At 54.8% G+C, this 17701-nt stretch carries 19 protein-coding genes and 1 pseudogene; 6 read left to right on the forward strand and 14 right to left on the reverse strand.

Annotated features, from left to right (window positions below; translation table 11 throughout):
• Entirely contained in the window at positions 1-1302 is a 1302-nt protein-coding gene (locus AC5SEM_RS10035; protein ID WP_495472834.1) for an ATP-binding protein, read from the forward strand.
• A gap of 128 nt (positions 1303-1430) precedes the next feature.
• Here the strand turns inward: AC5SEM_RS10035 and pncA are convergent, their stop codons facing one another.
• Positions 1431-2057, reverse strand: a complete 627-nt coding sequence (gene pncA / locus AC5SEM_RS10040; protein ID WP_495472835.1) for a bifunctional nicotinamidase/pyrazinamidase — start codon at positions 2055-2057, stop codon at positions 1431-1433.
• Between the two features lie 298 nt (positions 2058-2355).
• Here pncA and AC5SEM_RS10045 point away from each other — a divergent pair, with 298 nt between their 5' ends.
• Positions 2356-4623, forward strand: a complete 2268-nt coding sequence (locus tag AC5SEM_RS10045; protein WP_495472836.1) for a hypothetical protein — start codon at positions 2356-2358, stop codon at positions 4621-4623.
• A gap of 44 nt (positions 4624-4667) precedes the next feature.
• On the opposite strand, the gene AC5SEM_RS10050 is transcribed toward AC5SEM_RS10045, so the two are convergent.
• The 3 genes from AC5SEM_RS10050 to AC5SEM_RS10060 all read right to left on the reverse strand — a co-directional run bounded on the left by AC5SEM_RS10050 (position 4668) and on the right by AC5SEM_RS10060 (position 6505).
• Complete coding sequence (locus AC5SEM_RS10050) at positions 4668-5426, reverse strand: anti-sigma factor family protein (RefSeq protein WP_495472837.1); 759 nt, start codon at positions 5424-5426, stop codon at positions 4668-4670.
• Positions 5423-5908 carry an RNA polymerase sigma factor gene (locus AC5SEM_RS10055; protein WP_457465753.1) on the reverse strand — a complete coding sequence of 162 codons (486 nt, stop codon included), beginning with the start codon at positions 5906-5908 and terminating at the stop codon, positions 5423-5425. Before AC5SEM_RS10055 ends, AC5SEM_RS10050 begins: the two co-directional genes overlap by 4 nt.
• Positions 5909-5971: 63 nt before the next feature.
• Complete coding sequence (locus AC5SEM_RS10060; protein WP_495472838.1) at positions 5972-6505, reverse strand: tetratricopeptide repeat protein; 534 nt, start codon at positions 6503-6505, stop codon at positions 5972-5974.
• A 159-nt stretch (positions 6506-6664) separates the two neighbouring features.
• On the opposite strand from AC5SEM_RS10060, the gene AC5SEM_RS10065 reads away from it, so the two are divergent.
• Positions 6665-7438, forward strand: coding sequence for a class I SAM-dependent methyltransferase (locus AC5SEM_RS10065; protein ID WP_495472839.1), 774 nt, complete (start codon positions 6665-6667; stop codon positions 7436-7438).
• Positions 7439-7558: 120 nt separating this feature from the next.
• Here the strand turns inward: AC5SEM_RS10065 and AC5SEM_RS10070 are convergent, their stop codons facing one another.
• Positions 7559-7897: a DUF2834 domain-containing protein gene (locus AC5SEM_RS10070; RefSeq protein WP_495472840.1), complete on the reverse strand. Its 339-nt coding sequence runs from the start codon at positions 7895-7897 to the stop codon at positions 7559-7561.
• A 360-nt stretch (positions 7898-8257) separates the two neighbouring features.
• Here AC5SEM_RS10070 and ilvA point away from each other — a divergent pair.
• Positions 8258-9253 (forward strand): annotated as a pseudogene (gene ilvA / locus AC5SEM_RS10075) (threonine ammonia-lyase, biosynthetic); the annotation flags it as partial.
• 30 nt (positions 9254-9283) lie between these two features.
• Here ilvA and AC5SEM_RS10080 read toward each other — a convergent pair.
• Both AC5SEM_RS10080 and eco read right to left on the reverse strand, forming a co-directional pair.
• Positions 9284-9589, reverse strand: coding sequence for an NIPSNAP family protein (locus AC5SEM_RS10080; RefSeq protein ID WP_102901851.1), 306 nt, complete (start codon positions 9587-9589; stop codon positions 9284-9286).
• Positions 9590-9613: 24 nt separating this feature from the next.
• Positions 9614-10099 carry a serine protease inhibitor ecotin gene (gene eco, locus AC5SEM_RS10085; RefSeq protein WP_150730142.1) on the reverse strand — a complete coding sequence of 162 codons (486 nt, stop codon included), beginning with the start codon at positions 10097-10099 and terminating at the stop codon, positions 9614-9616.
• 367 nt (positions 10100-10466) lie between these two features.
• Here eco and AC5SEM_RS10090 point away from each other — a divergent pair, with 367 nt between their 5' ends.
• Entirely contained in the window at positions 10467-10736 is a 270-nt protein-coding gene (locus AC5SEM_RS10090; protein WP_007912157.1) for a DUF1652 domain-containing protein, read from the forward strand.
• Here the strand turns inward: AC5SEM_RS10090 and AC5SEM_RS10095 are convergent.
• A complete protein-coding gene (locus tag AC5SEM_RS10095; RefSeq protein ID WP_095126326.1) occupies positions 10733-11131 on the reverse strand; it encodes a hypothetical protein in 399 nt (132 codons plus the stop codon). The two genes, AC5SEM_RS10090 and AC5SEM_RS10095, sit on opposite strands and share 4 nt — an antisense overlap.
• 89 nt (positions 11132-11220) lie before the next feature.
• Positions 11221-11490: a DUF2790 domain-containing protein gene (locus AC5SEM_RS10100; RefSeq protein WP_016985200.1), complete on the reverse strand. Its 270-nt coding sequence runs from the start codon at positions 11488-11490 to the stop codon at positions 11221-11223.
• A 496-nt stretch (positions 11491-11986) separates the two neighbouring features.
• Here AC5SEM_RS10100 and AC5SEM_RS10105 point away from each other — a divergent pair, with 496 nt between their 5' ends.
• Entirely contained in the window at positions 11987-12283 is a 297-nt protein-coding gene (locus AC5SEM_RS10105; protein ID WP_007912147.1) for a hypothetical protein, read from the forward strand.
• A 108-nt stretch (positions 12284-12391) separates the two neighbouring features.
• Here the strand turns inward: AC5SEM_RS10105 and AC5SEM_RS10110 are convergent, their stop codons facing one another.
• The 5 genes from AC5SEM_RS10110 to AC5SEM_RS10130 are packed head-to-tail and all read right to left on the reverse strand — an operon-like array spanning position 12392 to position 17673.
• The gene (locus AC5SEM_RS10110; RefSeq protein ID WP_495472841.1) at positions 12392-13420 is read right to left on the reverse strand and encodes a tetratricopeptide repeat protein; all 1029 of its coding nucleotides are present in this window, start codon (positions 13418-13420) and stop codon (positions 12392-12394) included.
• Positions 13366-14337 (reverse strand): tetratricopeptide repeat protein, encoded by a 972-nt coding sequence (locus AC5SEM_RS10115; RefSeq protein WP_495472842.1) that lies wholly within the window; start codon positions 14335-14337, stop codon positions 13366-13368. Before AC5SEM_RS10115 ends, AC5SEM_RS10110 begins: the two co-directional genes overlap by 55 nt.
• A 2-nt stretch (positions 14338-14339) precedes the next feature.
• Entirely contained in the window at positions 14340-15320 is a 981-nt protein-coding gene (locus AC5SEM_RS10120; RefSeq protein ID WP_495472843.1) for a tetratricopeptide repeat protein, read from the reverse strand.
• Between the two features lie 38 nt (positions 15321-15358).
• Positions 15359-17185, reverse strand: a complete 1827-nt coding sequence (locus tag AC5SEM_RS10125; RefSeq protein WP_495472844.1) for a hypothetical protein — start codon at positions 17183-17185, stop codon at positions 15359-15361.
• The gene (locus AC5SEM_RS10130; protein ID WP_495472845.1) at positions 17182-17673 is read right to left on the reverse strand and encodes a DUF3304 domain-containing protein; all 492 of its coding nucleotides are present in this window, start codon (positions 17671-17673) and stop codon (positions 17182-17184) included. Before AC5SEM_RS10130 ends, AC5SEM_RS10125 begins: the two co-directional genes overlap by 4 nt.
• Positions 17674-17701: the final 28 nt, after the last annotated feature.

Consider the following 17701-nt stretch of genomic DNA (forward strand, 5'->3'; position numbering starts at 1 on the left):
ATGTTTCGCATCCTGTTTCGCCTGTATCTGGTGACGATCGTCTCTTACAGTGCGGCGATCTATCTGGTGCCGGATCTGGTGGTCATGGCGTTCCGCGAGCGTTTCGTCACCTACAACCTCGATTATTCACGCGGTCTGCAATCGCTGATCACCCGCCAGTTCCATGCGGTGCCGCAGGAGCAGTGGCCGGCGCTGGCGGCGTCGATGGACAAGGATTTCCAGCCGCTACACATCGTCCTGGCGCGGATCGACGATGCCGAGTTCACCGCCATTGAGCAGGAACGCCTGCGGCGTGGTGAAAACGTTGTGCGTATCGGCGATTGGGGCTGGCGCACGTTGGCGGTGACGCCGCTGGACGACATCTCGGCGGTGCAAATGGTCGTGCCGCCGGACCCGATGGACGTCAATCTGTTGTACTGGAGCATCAACGTATTGGTCGGCGCCACGCTGCTCGCTTGCCTGCTGATGTGGCTGCGCCCGCACTGGCGTGATCTGGAACGGCTCAAAGGCACCGCCGAACGCTTCGGCAAGGGCCATTTGAGCGAGCGCACGGAAATCGCCCCAAGCTCCAACATCGGCAGCCTCGCCAATGTCTTCGACACCATGGCCGGCGACATCGAAAACCTGCTCAACCAACAACGCGATTTGCTCAACGCCGTGTCCCACGAACTGCGTACGCCGCTGACGCGTCTGGATTTCGGCCTGGCTTTGGCGCTGTCCGATGACTTGCCGAGTGCCAGCCGCGAGCGCTTGCTGGGACTGGTCGCGCACATTCGCGAGCTGGATGAGTTGGTGCTGGAGCTGCTCTCTTACAGCCGTTTGCAGAATCCGGCGCAACTGCCGGAGCAGGTCGAGGTGTCGCTGGACGAGTTCATCGACAGCATTTTGGGCAGCGTCGATGAAGAACTGGAATCGCCGGAGATCGTCATCGACGTGTTGTTGCACGGTCAGCTCGAACGCTTTTCCCTCGATCCACGCCTGACCGCGCGGGCGATCCAGAACCTGTTGCGCAATGCCATGCGCTATTGCGAGAAGCGCATTCAGATTGGCGTGCAGGTCAATGCCGAGGGCTGCGAGATCTGGGTCGATGATGACGGCATTGGCATTCCCGATGACGAACGTGAGCGGATTTTCGAGCCGTTCTATCGGCTGGATCGCAGCCGGGATCGGGCCACCGGTGGTTTCGGTCTGGGCCTGGCGATCAGTCGCCGGGCACTGGAAGCGCAGGGTGGCACGTTGACGGTTGAGTCTTCGCCGTTGGGCGGTGCGCGGTTTCGGCTGTGGTTGCCCACTAACGCCTGAACTTCATGCCCCTGAAAAGATACCTGTGGGAGCGAGCCTGCTCGCGAAGGCGGTATGTCAGCCAAATATGCGTTGACTGACCCGACGCCTTCGCGAGCAGGCTCGCTCCCACATGGGGATTGCGTTGTTCAGACCAGCTCTATGGATTGAATCAACCCGACCCCGGCACTTTGCATACGCTCAATCGCTGCCGTCAGTGATCCGTTCAGATCGATCGCCCGGCACGCATCCAGCACCACATAAGCATTGAATCCCGCCGCCCGTGCATCCAGTGCTGAATACATCACGCAGAAATCCAGTGCCAGCCCCACCATGTAGACCGTATCGATCCCGCGCTCTTTCAGGTAGCCGGCCAGCCCCGTGGTGGTTTGGCGATCGGCTTCCAGAAAGGCCGAGTAGCTGTCTATATCAGGATTGCAGCCCTTGCGAATGATCAACTGGGCATGAGGCAAGTCGAGTTCCCGGTGAAACTCGGCCCCCGTTGTCGATTGCACACAATGGTCGGGCCAGAGTGTCTGCTCGCCGTAAGGCAGTTGAATGACATCGTAGGGCTGGTGACCGGGATGACTGGAGGCGAATGAGGCATGGCCGGTGGGGTGCCAATCCTGGGCAACGACGACTTGGGTGAACTGGCGGGCGAGCCGGTTGATCAGCGGCACGATCAGGTCACCTTCCGGTACCGCTAATTGGCCGCCGGGGGTGAAGTCGTTTTGAACGTCGATCACCAGTAAGGCAGTGCGAGACGAAATCGCCATCGGGGGAGTACTCCTGGAATATGACTTTCTTCGGCGTGGAAGTAACGTTTCTCTTGGCACAAAACGACTGCTCAACGAATTCAGGCGTGGGATAAGCCGCTCTACGATTGCTGCGAATGGCGCCGGCTTTCGTTCGCCTTTTGCGATCACTCCGACCAATGGTAGCGTTTTTACAGGTTTTACAGGGTTCACCTGTCAGATCTGACAGTAGGCAACTGCGGGCGATGGGTGTTTCATGCGCAGGACAAGAACCCCTGCTTCCGATCGTATCGGACCCTGTTCCCAAAGGATGATCACTATGGACGTCAAGACCCTTGAAAAACCGCGAATTGCCGGCATGAGTCAGCCGGTCCCCGGGCCAGAAAATGCAGATGCAGCGCTGCCTCTGGCACTGACTTATCTGTACCCGGAAGGGGTGAAGGTGTTCATCGAACCCGCCACTACCGCGCAGGACAATGACGTCTATGCCGTGCGTTTGAACGGAGAACGGGTTGCGGAGAAACCCATCGCCACCGGCGAGGCGACTCAACGGGTAATCGTCTATGTGGCTGCGGACAAATGGAAGAGTCCGCTGAATGTTCTTGATTACGGGATAGAGCGAGATGGCGTGGAGCTCGAAGCTTCGGCGCCGTTGACAGTTATTTATCACGACAAGCGTCCGGGTAACGTGGACCGTTTTCCTGAGGAGGAAGGCCATTCCGAACTGGTGTTTGATGTGGCTCCGGATGCGCTGGACGAAGGTGTAGACGCCGAGCGTGCGCGTACAGGCGTAAGCATCAGCGTTACCTACCCGATAATGAGAGCGTTCGACACCATCGTGGTGTATTGCAATGGTAAAACCTTCAGTCATGTGGTCAGTGAGGAAGCGGCGGATCAGCAGCGGCCCATCCAGATGACCATCGATGAGGCGACCTTTCGCGCGGCCGGGGACAGTGCGCACTTTGAAGTGCGTTACACGGTATTTGATCGTGTGGGTAACAGTCCGGATGTCAACAGTCCGAACTCGGCCAGCCAGTATCTGTACGTCAACCTGAATGGCACCTGGTATGACCCACCGATCCTCAGCGAGGACCCCGATGATCCTGACGATGACGCCAGCAGCGTCGAACTGGAAAAACTGGCTGGCGAACCGGCAATTGCACAAATCTATGTATCGCGCAGTTGGCTCAGAGACGATGAAATCCGTTTGACGGGGCGCTTCTATGCTAAGGACGGAGCGTTACTGGAACATTTGACGCTGACCGAAAAAGTGAAGAATGCACCGTTTTCCTACTCGATCCCTGTGCCTTACGCTGCGTTTGCTGCCGCCGCGAAGGGACATGCAGTGTTTTCGTATCAGCGCGTCAGCCTGGGGGTCGAACTCGACCGCTCCTATGTCCTGAAAACCAGTATCACCGGCGAGCCCGCTGCGACCCTTTTACCACCTGCACTGGTGGGCTCCGGTTACCTGATCGATCCTCTGGATTTGCCCAACGGTGTGACAGCCCGAGTCGAATACCTGGAGGATCAACCGGGGGACAAAGCGCGGCTGTTGGTCCAGGGCATAACCGGGCCGGGATCGCCAGTCTTTGTTCCAAGCGCCTTCAACAAGAACCACCGGGCCAACTTTCTGATCGAGTCTTCAGTGCTGGCGGCCAGTCATGGCAAGACAATCCAGCTGTCATGGGAGTTGCTGCGAGGTGCGGCCCCTCAACCCTCCGCGCACCGTGACGTGGTGATCAAGCGGATCGAGGATCGGGATCGTCGGCTGCCCACACCCGATATCCCTCAGGCCAGCAACGGGATACTTGATCTGGCTGATTTTACCGGTGGTGCGCAGGCGCAATGTGCGGTGTGGCCATTGATGGCGGAGGGGCAATTGCGTTGGTTTCGTTTGCACGGCACAGATATCAACGGTGACAGTTACACGATTGTCCTCGCCGAAGCTGCTCCAGTGACAGCGCCGGAAAAAGACAGCGGGCTGGATAATGCGTTGCCGCGCAGCGAACTCCGGAAACTCAAACCGGGTACGTCCGTGCGCATGGAGTTGAAAGTTGCCTATGACGGGCTCAATGACGAAACCACTGCAGTGGTGTTCAATTCGCCGACATTCACCGTGCTGAATTCTCCCGCGACGTTAATGGAAGATTTCACCGGCGTGCCGAATCAGACGGCACGACAAGGCGCAATCATGGAAACGCCCACTATGCAGATCACGTTCAAATCCGGTGACGGCGAATGCGCGATCATGCCTCGTTCCGACATCGGTCAATCCTTTCCCGGTCGAATCGATGGTCAGGTACTGAGCATCGGCCGCGACGCCTTTGGCGAGGCCGCGCAGGTAGTGGAAATAAAACTGAAGAATGCCTGCTCGCGAATCAGTTTTTTTCATTTAAGCGTTAACTATGAGGACAGCACCGTGGCTTACTACACCAGCAACGGGGAGCTCTTGGGGCGTCAGGCGTTAGGTTCGTCCTACGGCACACCGGTCAATGTTGCCTTTGATGCACCGGGGATCGCACGACTTGAGTTCCATAGTCCGAAACCTGACTGGTTTTCCATTGACTCCTTTAAAGTGGATGCCTAGTGCCGTCAGGCCAGTTCCGCCAACTTGAACTTACGGTCAAGGCACTAGCCGATGGATCGTGATTTCAACAGCGTTGCGCTCTGCTCAAGTGCAGCCGCCGGAACGTGTCCGATCAACATCCAGGCATGTTCATGCTCTGTCCAGAACACTACGTTCATCTCGTGTCGACGTTCATGCTCAAGCGCTCGGCTACCCTGGTTCGAGCGCGTGACGCATAACGCCAGAGGCCCATGCCTGGCATCGAGGTACATGATCTGTGCGATCGGCACACCGTCGTATTCAAGCACTTGTGCGCGTTTGAATTCGGCACCCGGCAGTTTCAACGTGGCGGGTGAGAGATTCAGGCCCAGACGCGCATCAACCGTGCGCAGTTGCGCGCGTTGGGAGGCTTCGTCGGTGGGCAGGTGATCAAGCGTTTGCGGCACATACAGCGCCATGTAATCTCCCACCAATGCGCGCCAGTTGTTCGATTGCGCGGCGTGCCAGCCGAGGAATAACCGGTCGGCCAACACGCCTCCGGCCAACAGCGCTGCGGCCGCGCCACCGATAAACCAGCGGCGACTCAGCCCAGGCTTTTCTGGCGAAGGAATGGCATTCAGCCGCGCTTGCAGTCGATCCAGCGGCGCCTGTTGCGCCAGCTCGTCATAGGCGTTCTTGTACGGCAGATTACTGCGGCTCAGCCATTGCACGCGCAGGCTGAGCAGCGGGTCTTCGGCAATGGCATTGTCCAGTTGGTTGCGATAGTCGCCGTCCAGTTCGCCGTCGAGGTAGGCGACCAGTTGTTCATCCGAAGGTGTGTTCATGAGCGGTCTCCTTCGGTGGATTTCGGCACAGCCTGCAACGGCGGGTATTCGGCGAGTTTCAGGCGGGCGGTGGCCAGACGGCTCATCACAGTGCCGATCGGCACTTGCAGGATCTCCGCGACTTCGCGGTAGGACAAACCTTCGACGTAGGCGAGGTAGACCGTTTCCCGCTGGATTTCAGGCAGCGCATCGACGCGGCGAATCACTTGCGCCGCCATCACGTGCGTCTGCGCCGCGTATTCACCATCGAACGCCAGTTGACCATCGGCATCGACCTGTCCCGTCCCCTGACGCACGCGACGAGCGCGCACTTCATTGAGCCAGATCGAATGCAGAATGCTCAGCAACCAGCGATCCATGCGCGTACCGGCGATGTACTGATTGGCGCGCTCCAGCGCTCGTACACACGTGGCCTGTACCAGATCCTCGGCCACGTGCCGGTTGCGCGACAGCAGCAGACCGTAGCGCCACAGTCGCGCCAGATGCTGTCCGAGTTCTGCTCTGAATGCCTGATCGTTGAAGATGATGGCGGCCCTTATAAGTGCTCAGGTTTTCGATGAGTCGTTGATGGCCTCAGCCAGGTCCTGATATTCCTCGCACGAGGTGCCGCAAATCGATCTGATCTGCTGCAACTGCTCCTGCGCCAGGTCGACGCGGCCTTTGATTACATAGGCCTCACCGAGGTATTCGCGCACTTGCGCGTACTGCGGATCGAGCTGCACCGATTGCAGGTAATAACCGATGCCTTCATCCGTGCGCCCCAGTTTGCGCGTGGCGTAACCGCGATAGTTGAGGGCCTTGGCGGTGTTCGGTTGCTTGAGCGTATCGAGCAGTGCCAGGGCTTCTTCGTAACGACCGACCTTGGCAAGGCGATAGGCGTAATCGGTACGGTCAGCGTCCGGCAGCAGGCTGCTGGTTTGCAGCACGCACTTCTGCGTTTTGCTGTCCCAGACCTGGCCTTTCGGGCATTCGGGTTTCTGCACCGGCGCGTCTTCATCACCATTGGCCAAGGCCAACTGGCTGGACATCGCGGCGACCAGCAGCAACGGGGCGGCGAACATAACGGAACGGATAGTCATGGGCAAGGCTCCACAGGGGCTTATGTTTCACTTTGAACACCACAGGGTGAATTTTTATTCATTGCTTTATCAGTGACTGTTCAAGTTCAGCGTAAATTCAAGCGCTATGCTCGTCAGCGTCTGCCGTCGATCCGATGTTTTGCCGTAAGGAGCGTTGCCATGACCGACCACGTCCATCACTCAGCCGCTGCCGGCTACAAAACCGCCGCCGACACCTACGTCAAAGGACGGCCGGACTATCCGCCGCAGGTCAGTGAGTGGTTGACCGCGACACTGGGTCTGGATGGGCACAAGACCGTGATCGATCTGGGCGCCGGTACCGGCAAGTTCACCGGACGTCTGGTGGCGACCGGTGCGCAAGTGATCGCCGTTGAACCGGTGGCGCAAATGCTGGAAAAACTCTCGGACGCCTGGCCTGACGTGCTAGCCGTGAGCGGCACCGCGACTGACCTGCCGTTGCCGGACGCTTCAGTCGATGTGGTGATCTGCGCACAAGCGTTTCACTGGTTCGCCAGCAGCGAAGCGCTGACGGAAATCGCCCGGGTACTCAAGCCCGGTGGCCAGTTGGGGTTGATCTGGAATCTGCGCGACACCCAGGTCAGTTGGGTGCCGAAACTGGACGCCATCGTCAACGCACTGGAAGGTGACACGCCGCGCTACTACACAGGTGCCTGGCGCGAAGCGTTTCCGCACCCGGCGTTCGCGCCTTTGCAAGTCGAACGGTTTCACCATGGCCATACCGGCTCGCCGGAAGACGTGATCTTCAACCGCGTGCGCTCCACCAGTTTCATCGCCGCGCTGCCGGATGCGCAGCGGGCGAAGGTTGATGAGCAGATTGGTGCGTTGATTGCCGCCGAGCCTGAGTTACGCGGCAGGGATGTGGTGACGGTGCCGTATGAAACGGCGGCGCTCGTCGCTGTAAAAAAAGGCTGAATGCCACGACATTCCAGTGTAGGAGTGAGCCTGCTCGCGATAGCGGAGTGTCAGTCACCTCATTTTTGGCTGACACTTCGCTATCGCGAGCAGGCTCACTCCTACAGGGTTTTCAGGTGTTCATAGTATCTGGCTGCACTTTTCCACCGCCTTGCGTCGCTCGCGAACCCCACGCACCACCAGATACAACAACGGCCCAACCGAGACAAAAACCGCCGTCAGCGACAAGTAAGGCACTACCGACCAAACCGACTGCCCACGCGACCGGGCATCCTTGACCATCCAGATCCCGGCGAGTGTCGCCAGCAGATACAGATCAATCACCACCTGCGCAGTATCGGGCCGCGACATCAGGCTGATGCCGAAGTCGATCAATGACTGTTCAGCCTGCAGCATTACCGAAACGGTGTAACCGCTAAACGCGAGCAAAGCCGTGAGGGGCAGGGCGATAGCCATCATGCATTCCTTCCGTGGTGTGATGAGAGAGTCGCCAGACTAACGCCGCCGCGCAAAATTGGCCATTGACTTGCCAGTAGCGTGCAGGCTAATTTCCAGCCCATGACTTCGACTGTATCGCGCTGCCAGCCAATGATTATTACCGCCATTCCTCATTTGGCGGGCTAGCTCACGACTGCAGCACCCAACCCGCCCTAGAGGCGGGTTTTTACTTTCTGTCTCCGGGGTTTTTGAAATGTGGCTCATGTAGGAGCTGCCGAAGGCTGCGATCTTTTGATCTTGTTTTTGATTTAGAAAAACCAAAGTCAAAAGATCGCAGCCTCCGGCAGCTCCTACAGGGACCGTGTGAATTCTGCCAAGGAGATGTTCATGAGTTACACATACGATCAGCAAAGCCTGCTTGAGCACTACGTGAAAAAGATCCTCGCCGCGCCGGTGTACGACCTCGCGGTGCGCACGCCGTTGCAAGCGGCGCCTGCACTGTCGGAGGCGCTGGGCAACCGGATTCTGCTCAAGCGCGAAGACCTGCAACCGACTTTCTCCTTCAAGATCCGCGGCGCCTACAACAAACTGGTGCAACTCAGTGACGAGCAAAAGGCGCGTGGGGTAATCACCGCATCGGCCGGCAATCACGCGCAAGGCGTGGCGCTGGCAGCGCGCGAACTGGGGATCGCGGCGACCATCGTCATGCCGGCGACGACGCCGGAACTGAAAGTGCTGGGTGTGCGCAGTCGCGGTGCTGAAGCGTTGCTGCACGGCGAGAGTTTCCCGTTCGCGCTGGCCCATGCGCTGCAACTGGCGGAACAGACCGGATGCACCTTCGTGTCTCCGTTCGATGACCCGGAAGTGATCGCCGGGCAGGGCACTGTGGCGATGGAAATCCTCCGCCAGCATCAAGGCACACTGGATGCGATTTTTATCCCGGTAGGTGGTGGCGGTCTGATCGCCGGCATCGCAGCCTACGTCAAATACCTGCGCCCGGAAGTACGCATCATCGGCGTCGAATCAGAACACTCCGCGTGCCTGAAGGCTTCGCTGGAAGCCGATCAGCGTGTCGTGCTGCCCAATGTCGGCACCTTCGCCGATGGCGTGGCGGTAGCGCAGATCGGCGCGTTCGGGTTTGAGGTTTGCCGCTTTTGCGTCGACGAGGTAATCACCGTCAGCAACGACGACCTCTGCGCGGCGATCAAGAACATTTACGACGATACCCGCTCGATCACCGAGCCTTCCGGCGCTCTGGCCGTTGCAGGGATCAAGCAATACGTAGCGCGAACCGGGGTGCGCGAGCAGACATTCGTGGCGATCGACTCGGGCGCGAATATCAACTTCGACAGCCTGCGCCATGTTGCCGAGCGCGCCGCAGTCTGCAGCGTCTCGGCGTGATGAAGCTTACGGCAGCAATGGGCGCAGGAAGCTGCGCTCGTAGCTGACGATGAACTTCTTCTCGACCAGGCTGGCAACCAGTGCGGTGCTTTCCGGATCGGTCAGCGCGATGTGCCGATAGCTTTCGTAATCCGCCAGCGACGGAAAACTGAACAGGCAATAAGCGATATTATTCGCGCCTTCGGACGGCAGGAAGTAGCCATGATGGGTGCCGCCCAAGCGCTCGACGATGCCGAGCCAGGCCTTCGCGTAGGCCTCGAACTCAGGCAATTGGTACGGATCAATGACATATCGGACGTGGCAGGTAATCAAGCAACGCACTCCTTGTTATTCAGGTTATTCCTGCAGGGCTGTCCCGACTTTGTCTGACGCCGACCAGATGCGATAGCGCACTTCGACGTCCGACGGCGCGTACACCACGACCGGCAACTTGCTGTTGTACCGCAGCATGAAGCCGTCACCGACGACCGGCACGAACGCGCGTTTCTTCTGGCTGCCGGGCGGGCAGGCCATCATCGTGCTCATCGGCCCAATGACCTTTTCCAGTCGATAGAACGGATAACCCCAACCTTCAAGATTCTTCTCATCGAGAACACCGCCCAAACGCTGACGGTTGCAGTCCACTTCAAGGGTTTTGCCGGCGAGGATTTCCACCTGGAAGTTTTCTTCCTGCTCTTGCTTGGGCAAGTGAATGACCTGGCGGGTGAACCCGGCTTCAGCCTTCGGGTACGGCGCGACGTCTTCAAGCTTGGCGGCGTGGGCGAGGGTGGACAGGCTGGCGATGAACAGCCCGGTGGTCGCGTAAACGCGGAAAGAACCCATGGAAGCCTCCGTGCGGGTGTAGGGTGGATAATGGGCATTCTTACCGTCATGGGCCGTGATTGCAAACCAGCGTCGAGTTGCAAATTGCAGTACCCGCCGAGGCCATTCTTGCAATTTGCAAGTAGCCAAATACTGGCACCGCCGCCAAGTGCTTGATTTCATGAGGGTGAAAATGAACCGATGAAAGGCACGCTTTATGCGTCTTTTCAGTGCGGCGCACCGGCCTTGGGCGCCTACACTCCAATGGGCATTTCGCAGTACCACCGCTTGTCGCACCAGGGAAACAGCGGGGACACACCCGTGCAGGGGCAGCAACGGTCAGCGTGAATACTTGATTGGCATCTCACAGTAAGGAGAGGGTTTCGCCATGTTTCTGTCTGCCTTGGAACTACGCAATATCATTGAAAGCAGTTTTCTGCCGAAACGCTGCCAGTGCACGCTGTCGCCGGACTTGTCGATGACCGTCAAGGTTTTCGGCGATCACCAGACCGATCAGGTCGATCTGCTGGTCAGTGGCATCGACGCCAGCCATCTCAATGGCTGTCGTGAAATCAACGAACTGATCGCCGGGCTGCGATCGGATCTGAACCAGCAAACTGTGCAACATCACTACAGCCCACGCTCCAGAGTCGTCTAACGCACCGTTTCACCCAGTTCGACCGTCACGCGCCGGGCCTGCACAAAACCAAGGCCCAGCGCGAACTCGACCAGCACCGCGAGCAAAATCCCGGGGCCGGCATGACCGTTCAGCCATTCCGCAAAACCCAGCACCGCCAAACCAAAACAACCGACGATAAACCCGTTGCTCAGCGCATTGCGCCCCAGCGACGGCGGTGCATTGCGCACCAGATAAAACATCACCCCCAACGCCGCAAACAGCACCGCACTGCGCCGCGCGACAAATCCGGCAGCGTCGGAATACTCGATGCTCCAGATCGCCAGCAGCCTCTCCGGGAAAACGCCCCAGGCCAACGCCAGCAAAAAACACAACGAACACGTGAAGCCCGACAACGAGCGAAACGACAACTGCATGGCGAATCCTTGCGGCAGTGAGGAGGGCTCCGAGCATAACCGCCGAAACTCCCCACGCCTACCGCAAACCCGCAAATCAGACGTTTCTGTCAGTTCTGGAAGTTGCACGCGTCAGATAATTTCCGGTAGCTGATCTCCTCGGGCTTACCGGCATTGTCGATGTACTTCATATCGGCCGTGACCACCTTGCACAGTTGCGTTGGCGGCTCGGTCAACGACACCACTTTGGCCACATGCAGCGGCATGCCGTACTCATACGGAACGGCTTTGGACGTGGCGGAAGTGTCATTGGCCTGGGCCAGCCCGGCGAACGCGGTGCAGGCGAGGGCGGCAGTGAGTAATAAAGGACGAATGTTCATGAAAGGACTCCCGAGTGACGGTTCTAGCGTTCGGCGTGATGGACCCGAACCTGCCGCACTGGGCAACAGCCAGAATGGCTGAGGGCGTGCGGTTCAGTAGAGTTTTTGACCACGGCGTTAAGGGATGGTTAACCGAGCTGAACGCCGGCTGTCAGGGAGTGCGGCGGTTTTCTCAGGAAGGTTTGGCGAATTCCTACAAAGGCTGGTGCCTTGTCTGCTTTCGGCGGCTGGAGCGGGGCGGTTATTGTCGGTTGCCGCTGCAAAATCAGCGGTTCGGGTTTGGTCACCTGATAACTTCCCTTATTGCAGATGTGCCATCATTTGCGCTGCGGACATCTGTGTCCGTGCGGTGCATAGCTGTGGCGGCTGTGTGCAGGACGCCTTCGGGCGAGCTGAGTTGGGGTTGTTCTCGGTTGACCAAGCCTGCACACAGTCCGCCTCCCACTGTTTGGTCACAGTGCTGGCGGTTACTTTCGCCCCAATTGAGTAATCACCTATGCCGATAATCAAACTGCTACAAAACCGCTATCTCCCCCTCAGCAGCAACGTCACCGAAACCCCGACACTGCTCATCGACACCCAAGCCAACCCGAAAGACATCCTCGAAGCCGCCGTCCAGCGCATCCGCGCCGCCGCTGACCTGCTCGAAACCCTGCATTGCCTGTGCTTCAAGCACGCCGACGTGCAGGACATTCCACACATCACCCATGCGCTGTACCTGCTGACGCAGGATGGCAATGATTTGCTGCAGGTGGCGCAGCAGCAGATGTTGAGTTGGAAGGCGCCGGTTTGATGGGCTAGTGAAAACGGCAGGGGTGAACAGCTGAATTTACGCGGGCTGATTCACTTGCTGCCGGTTAATGAAGGCGGGGTGTTGTGCGACTAACCGCTGGGACTGCGGTCAATCTCCTAGTTTGTCAGGGAAAAATGAGAGGGGTGGGTGAGTGTCTTTCCACTGTTTTGCGAAAACTTTTGATTGCTCGATTTGCTCGGGTGTCATCTTCTCAGCAATTTTTTCTATCTTCCGGTCAACATAATCTTGAATGCCTCCGGCATCATTCAAGTCTTTCATTAGATAGAACATCGCATAGCCTTCGACTAGATTCAGTGGGTAGCCAATTTTATCTGGCGTATGCGAAATGTAAGCACCATAGTTGCTCATAGCATCTTGCTCGCCAGTTTCAGCTGCAATTTTTAGCCAATGATGGACAGCCTGCATGTCGCCGTCCCTGTAAAGAATTTCCAGATAGTTATTCATCGCTTTAGGGTATCCACCCTCTGACGAAAGCCTTAACCAATTTCGGACCGATTCGTCGCGTTTCCCAGGGATAAAAAAGAATCCCTTCCCCTGCCGCTCACTCACCGCCATCCAATACTGCGCAAGTGGGTAACCAGCGTTTGCTGACTTTTCAAGCCATTCGTCATTCAAAGTTATTTCATACATCAAGAATAGAGACTCAGCGTCACCGCTGTTCGCTTTTGCCAACGCTAGTTCTTTGGCATACGCAAACCACTGAGCAGGACTTTTGGAACTGGCAGGGCAGTTATCCATTATCTTGCACAAATCCGAATTTTTACGGCCTAGCTGAATCATCGCGTATATGGAACCATTCATCGCAGCCGTTTCATACCAGTGCTGTGCTTCGGGCGTCATGTATCGGTTTCGCTTTCTTAGCGCTTCGCCTAGGTAGTATTGCGATTCCACGTTTCCAGCTTGCGCTTCTTTTTCTAATACAGGAAAGGCTGCATCAAGCTTTAGCTGATTATATAAAATAATGCCTGCAGATACTTCGTGCGCTGGCTGCGACGCAAAAGTAAGTGTGGCACTTGTTAAAAATGTCGCAATAATAAAATATCTAAATGGCCTCACTGGCGTTAATATCCTAGCTTGTCCGGAAAAAATGAGAGTGGGGGGTGAGTGGTTTTCCACTCTTTAGCTATTCTTTCTGAATCTTCAATCTGTGCTGGTGTCATTTTCTCGCGAATTTCTTCACCTTTTCGCTCAACATATCTTCCGATTCCGCCAGCATCACCTAGATCTTTAAGCAATGTAAAAAGCGCATAACCTTTAACTAGATCTAGGGGGTAATCCAATTTGTCCGGAGTGTGGGAAATATAGGCGCCATAGCTGCTTACTGCCACTTGGTAACCACTGCGGGCTGCTAACTCAAGCCACTGGCGAATACTTGCTGTGTCGCCTTCTCTATGTAAAATTTCCAGGTAATCCATCATTGCTTTTGGATATCCGCCTTCCGATGAAAGCAAAAGCCATTTTTTTACAGATGCATCACGTTTTCCTGGAATCAAGAAGAAGCCTTCGCCCTGTCGTTCGCTGATCGCCATCCAGTACTGCGCAAGCGAGTATCCCGCGGTTGCGGATTTCTCTAACCACTCACGATTCAGAGTGATTTCATACATTAGATACAAGGATTCGGGATCGCCTTCCTGCGCCTTTGGTAGAACTAATCCTTTAGCTTGTGCAAACCATTCTGCTTGGGTTTTCTTGATTGGAGGGCAGTTACCAATCTTCTGACAAAAGTCATTTTTGTGTCGGCCCAGTTGAATCATTGCGTAGATATTGTCTTTTTCTGCTGCCTTTTCATACCAATGTTGCGCTTCGGGGGCCATGTAACGGCTTTTTTTACGAATGATTTCCGCCAAATAGTATTGAGAGTCCGAGTTTCCGTCGTTGCTTTCAATTTGGAGTTGTTGAGTCGCTGCGTTAATTTTGAGTTGGTTGTATAGAACTAATCCTGAAATTTTTTCAGGGGCGCTGTCTGCCGCTAGGCTTAGATCTATCCAAAAAAATATAACAATTAATAAAGGCCGCATAGAAAATTTAGACACTACTATTGCCTGCCTAGTTTTTCCGGGAAAAAGGAAAGTGGAGGATGTGCCGCTTTCCATTCTGAAGCAAATTTCTCGGCGCTCACAAGTTGTGCTGGAGTCATTTTCTCTGCAATCTCTGGAAGTACTTCATCTACATAAGACTGCATCCCTCCACCTTCGTCTAGTTCCTTCAGAAGTGAGGTTATCGCATATCCTTTTACCACATCAAATTCGAATCCGAACCTTTCAGGAGCATGTGCTAAGTACGCGCCGTAACTGGTGACGCCGCTCTCATATCCGCGTTCGGCGGCGGTTCTAATCCAATGGCGAGCGGTTTCAAGATCACCACTATTTTCATGTAGATAAGCCGCATACTCCATCATCGCTCGGGGATTTCCACCTTCGGCCGATGCTTTCAACCAATTACCGACGGAAGCGTTGCGCCTGCCCGGAAGGAAGAAACCTTCGCCTTGTCTATCGCCAATAGCCATCCAATATTGCGCTGTTGCATTCCCAGCAAGCGCTGATTTTTCCAACCAGCTACGATCTAACGTTATTTCATACATAACATACATCGCCTCAGCGTCACCGTGTTCAGCCCTAGGCTGCGCTAGATCACGTGCATTACGAAGCCAATCGACTGGAGCTTTAATAGAGTTTGGGCAATTGTTCATCCTTTTACATAGATCATCACCACTACGCCCTAACTGAATCATTGCGTAGTAGTTCCCTTGCTTTGCAGCAGCTTCATACCATTTTTGCGCTTCAGAGGTCATGTAGCGATTCCTCTTTCGTAAAGCTTCCGCCAAATAGTACTGTGCTTCCTTATTTCCGGCTTCAGATGCGGATTTTAGATAAGGAATCGCTGATGAAATTTTAAGTTGGTTGTAAAGAACCACTCCCGTTTCTGCTGGAGAAGGTTGCCCTTGGTTGTCGCTCGCCATTGCAATTACTGGCACTAAAGCGATAACGGTAATGAAAAAAATCTTCAGTAAATTCATTGGTCAGTTTAGCATTGTGAGCTTATGACGAGATTCCTTTAAATTGATGCATCTGAAGACTCTGCTGAAGGTTTTCGCATCAACTGCTCCAGATAGTCGGGGGCCATCCCTTTGGTTTTGTTCAGGCTCGGCATGTCGAACTCTCGAACGAGGAAGTACTTAGGTAGAGGAACGCCTGCGCTTTGAGGTATTTGCTGGATCATGTATTGGTCGTTTACGTAATATTCGAGTAGATCTTCCACGTCGAAGCTAAGGCCTTTGGGGACAGCAGCGAACCACTCGTCTAGCAGTGCTTTTACTGGGGCAGATGGGAAGCTGGTTTTCAACCTCCAGGCTTCGCGGTCAACGTCCTCAAGCCAACTGAGTTCGGCGCGAAGGGCAGCCTTGCCTTGTTGAGTTTGTTTGAGAGCTTGATCGCGTTTCGCAGCTTGAGCGTCACTTTCATTGCTAATTCCAAGTGCGCGTGCGATAGATCCTTGTTTGCCAAGGATGGGACGCTGAAGTCGTTCTTCCTCATCATCATAGGCATTGTGCTGGCCACGATACATTTCCCATAGCCCGCGCAATCGTTGGATATACAAGCGGCGATGAGCTATGAAAGCCTCAGCAGAAAGTTTTTTATTTCCTGCTTTGCTCATGTAATTTTTGCTTGCTCCGATGGCACTGATACCGTTGATGTGGTCGTTTAATTGAAAGTATTTCGATATCAAAACTGCTTTCTCTGGCAGAACATCTATCGGATAAAATGGCACGCCAGCTCGGTAGGCCGCGCTATACATTTCATGCAAACTTGCCAAGTGAAGCTCTCGACTCTTAGAGGCGTCGGCCTTTGCTAATCCACCGCCCACGTCATAACTGGTCCCAGGAACAAGTCGTTCTTCCCAGCGAGGTGTTGATGATCCAGTTCCAATAAGCCTTGACCTGCGAGAGCCCTGACATTCATGTGCTGCGACCAAATGTAAGGCGGATTTCACTGGGCCAGGAAGGCATTCTCCATCGTCAATTTTGTTTACAAAAGGTATTAGATATTCAAGAATTATTGAGTCTTCTGCGCTGCGATCAACGGCATCGAAAAGGCCAACGAACGTTATTTCAAGGTTAACTCCTTTAAATATTGTTGATGCAGGGTCACAGTCCTCAAGGATTTTGTGCGCAAATGCTCGTGCTAGGGTGGCACCATAATCAAAACCGAAAATTGAAACCGACATTCTCTTTAGCGGAGCTTTGCTTTGGTCCTTGGCTTTTGTGAGCGCTGCTTCCAATGCTTTAACTGCGGCCTCCAATCGAGTGTCTACACCTGTTTTGAAGAATGTTGTTATAAATGGGTTGTCGCGGGTAATGCTGGAAATGTCCAGTGTGGCGGGCGCTGCAGCCTTCAAGGCTGAAGTTATAGCATTGCCTACTTTGAAGTTATTGACGAAACTTTCCCACCAATTTTTTCCGGTAATAACATCTTTTACTGCGTCCAGGGGACTTTTGGATATAGTGTCGCCAGGCGACTTTATGATGCTGTCTTTCGCCCTGCTTGTGGCACCGTCTATCCCCGATCCACTGGTTAATTCGCCGCCTCCGAGCGTTGCATCAAACTCGGATGCCAAGCCGGATATGTAAAAACGCCTGTTTTGCACGAATGGTTCAGAAGATGCTGAACGATCAGTGTCGGGAAAAGCCATGAAAAGGCGGGCAACATTACTCAATCGATCCTCTGCAAGATCTTCTTTGAGATTTCGACCATAACCATCAAAGAAGAATCCAATACGTAGCGCCGAATCGCACGGTAAAACAGATTTTTTTTCCTCGTTTTTACAAGTGTTAGAGTTCGTGCTTATCGATTCTGCACGATTTAGGCCTGCAGGTGTGCTCATTGGTTACGTCCTTGTTCAGTGAGTTCTTTTTTATCAGGGCGAGATTCAAACGGGCTATATAAGTCGGGGCTCCATCCCACTCTTACCTTGTTTTCAGGGTCAAATCTAACATGCAAGTATTGATCGCTGGGGGTGCGTTTCGGTAGCGGCAGATTCACTTCATGATGCTCTTCTACTGCACCTTGAAGTTGCTGTTGACGAGTCATGTCCAAGATCCACTTTATTTTTATTGTATCTCCTTCGAATCGAGAACAGCACATAATGCCCCCGCCCCCCATTGCCATCAAGTTTCCGCCCCAGAAGTCATTCACCCAAAAACTAAAAATGGGTCTCTCCATATAATTTTCAGACGTCAACATCGCACCCGGCGTACGAAACTGGTTATAAAGATACGATCCAATGAAAGGCAGCAGTAAAACGAATACCCCGATGACAAGATTGCGGCGACGCCAGATTTTTTGCCGCTTAGTATTCATGGCCACGGTCATTTACGTAAATTCCTTATCCAGCAATGCA

Source organism: Pseudomonas sp. CH61, assembly GCF_059429415.1.

Bases quoted from the DNA above. Each gene is read 5' to 3' on its own strand.
- AC5SEM_RS10130 (WP_495472845.1), bottom strand. From the start codon at position 17,673: ATGACCGTGGCCATGAATACTAAGCGGCAAAAAATCTGGCGTCGCCGC.
- AC5SEM_RS10060 (WP_495472838.1), bottom strand. From the start codon at position 6,505: ATGACTATCCGTTCCGTTATGTTCGCCGCCCCGTTGCTGCTGGTCGCC.
- AC5SEM_RS10065 (WP_495472839.1), top strand. From the start codon at position 6,665: ATGACCGACCACGTCCATCACTCAGCCGCTGCCGGCTACAAAACCGCC.
- AC5SEM_RS10050 (WP_495472837.1), bottom strand. From the start codon at position 5,426: ATGAACACACCTTCGGATGAACAACTGGTCGCCTACCTCGACGGCGAA.
- pncA (WP_495472835.1), bottom strand. From the start codon at position 2,057: ATGGCGATTTCGTCTCGCACTGCCTTACTGGTGATCGACGTTCAAAAC.
- AC5SEM_RS10035 (WP_495472834.1), top strand. From the start codon at position 1: ATGTTTCGCATCCTGTTTCGCCTGTATCTGGTGACGATCGTCTCTTAC.
- AC5SEM_RS10105 (WP_007912147.1), top strand. From the start codon at position 11,987: ATGCCGATAATCAAACTGCTACAAAACCGCTATCTCCCCCTCAGCAGC.
- AC5SEM_RS10045 (WP_495472836.1), top strand. From the start codon at position 2,356: ATGGACGTCAAGACCCTTGAAAAACCGCGAATTGCCGGCATGAGTCAG.
- AC5SEM_RS10070 (WP_495472840.1), bottom strand. From the start codon at position 7,897: ATGATGGCTATCGCCCTGCCCCTCACGGCTTTGCTCGCGTTTAGCGGT.
- eco (WP_150730142.1), bottom strand. From the start codon at position 10,099: ATGGGTTCTTTCCGCGTTTACGCGACCACCGGGCTGTTCATCGCCAGC.
- AC5SEM_RS10095 (WP_095126326.1), bottom strand. From the start codon at position 11,131: ATGCAGTTGTCGTTTCGCTCGTTGTCGGGCTTCACGTGTTCGTTGTGT.
- AC5SEM_RS10125 (WP_495472844.1), bottom strand. From the start codon at position 17,185: ATGAGCACACCTGCAGGCCTAAATCGTGCAGAATCGATAAGCACGAAC.
- AC5SEM_RS10100 (WP_016985200.1), bottom strand. From the start codon at position 11,490: ATGAACATTCGTCCTTTATTACTCACTGCCGCCCTCGCCTGCACCGCG.
- AC5SEM_RS10120 (WP_495472843.1), bottom strand. From the start codon at position 15,320: ATGAATTTACTGAAGATTTTTTTCATTACCGTTATCGCTTTAGTGCCA.
- AC5SEM_RS10090 (WP_007912157.1), top strand. From the start codon at position 10,467: ATGTTTCTGTCTGCCTTGGAACTACGCAATATCATTGAAAGCAGTTTT.